General features: G+C 68.2%; 2 protein-coding genes. Both read left to right on the forward strand.

What is annotated here, in order from left to right; all coding sequences use genetic code 11:
* Positions 1-111: 111 nt before the first annotated feature.
* Entirely contained in the window at positions 112-849 is a 738-nt protein-coding gene (locus tag ACE3TA_RS22530; protein ID WP_374576569.1) for a biotin--[acetyl-CoA-carboxylase] ligase, read from the forward strand.
* A gap of 2 nt (positions 850-851) precedes the next feature.
* Positions 852-1,625, forward strand: coding sequence for a type III pantothenate kinase (locus tag ACE3TA_RS22535; RefSeq protein WP_374576570.1), 774 nt, complete (start codon positions 852-854; stop codon positions 1,623-1,625).
* The last annotated feature ends 40 nt before the right edge of the window (positions 1,626-1,665 follow it).

Here is a 1,665-nt window from a genome sequence, read left to right on the forward strand (position 1 = left end):
TGGGCCATCGCCATCTCGGCGGCCCTGTTCAGCTTCCCGCTGGTCCTGGGCGCCCTGGTGTTCATCGACCCGCTCGCCAAGGCGGCGGCCGCCGCGTTCGGCCTGGCCTAGGTGTCGATCCCGGCCATCGAGGCCTATGACGAGATCGACTCCACCAACGCCGAGGCGCGACGCCGCGCCGAGGCGGGGGAGGCCGGCCCGGTCTGGATCACCGCCCTGCGCCAGACGGCGGGGCGGGGCCGCCGAGGTCGGGCCTGGGACAGCCCCACGGGCAATCTCGCCGCCACTCTTTTGTATGTGACCGACATGCCGGCGGCGGACGCCGCCCAGGTGTCGTTTGTCGCCGCGCTTGCGGTCGCCGATCTCGCTGAGGCCTGCCTGGGCCCCGGGCTCGGTCGTCTGAAGTGGCCAAATGACCTGATGATCCATGGCCGCAAGGCCAGCGGCATCCTGGTCGAGTCGGGATCCCGGCCCGATGGCAAGCTGTGGCTGGCTGTCGGGATCGGCGTGAACCTCGCCACCTATCCCACTGATGTCGAGCGGCCGGCCTGCGCCTTCGCCGAGTTCATGTCAGCGCCGCCGCCCAAGCCACGGGACGCGCTGGAGATCCTGGCCCGGTCCTTCGAGGCCTGGCGCCAGATCTGGACCCGGGAAGGCTTCGCTCCCATCGCAGCGGCCTGGACCCGGGTGGCGCATGGCCTTGGCGAACCCTGCGTCGCCCGTCTACCCAACCAGACCCATCGGGGGATCGCCGAGGGCCTCGACGCCGACGGCGCCCTGCGCCTGAAGCTGGACGACGGTTCGGTTCTGCGCATAACCGCCGGCGACGTGTTTTTCGGAGACGCCTAGAGATGCTGCTCGCGATCGAACAGGGCAACACCAACACCATGTTCGCCGTTCATGACGGCGAGACCTGGATCGCCCAGTGGCGCGCGGCCACCGATTCCAGCCGCACCGCCGACGAATACGCCGTCTGGCTGTCCCAACTTCTGGCGATGGCTAGCCTGAAGTTCGAGGTGCTGGACGCCTGCATCATCTCCAGCGTGGTGCCGCAGTCGATCTTCAACCTGCGCAACCTCGCCCGCCGTTACCTGCACGTCGAACCCCTGGTGATCGGCGAGAACGCCGAGCTGGGCATTCCGGTGCGCATCGACAAGCCGTCCGAGGCCGGCGCGGACCGTCTGGTCAACGCCATCGGCGCCCACGTGATCTATCCCGGCGACCTGATCGTCATCGACAGCGGCACCGCCACCACCTTCGACATCGTCGCCGCTGACGGCGGGTTCGAGGGCGGGGTGATCGCACCCGGCATCAATCTGTCCATGGAAGCCCTGCACGCCGCGGCCGCCAAGCTGCCCCGCGTCGCGATCCAGAAGCCCCAACGCGTGGTCGGCAAGGATACGGTCGGCGCGATGCAGGCGGGCGTCTTCTGGGGCTACATCGCCTTGATCGAGGGTCTTATCGCCCGCATCAAGGCCGAGTGGGACAAGCCCATGACGGTCGTCGCCACCGGGGGCGTCGCCTCGCTGTTTCACGGCGCGACCCTGGCGATTGACCACTTCGATCCCGATCTAACGATCCGCGGCCTGCTGGAAATCCAGCGGCGCAACACCCAAAAGGCGTGATGGCGAAAGCAAAACCCGACGACGAACTCGTCTTCCTGCC

The organism is Phenylobacterium sp., from assembly GCF_041916435.1.
Classification (GTDB): domain Bacteria; phylum Pseudomonadota; class Alphaproteobacteria; order Caulobacterales; family Caulobacteraceae; genus Phenylobacterium.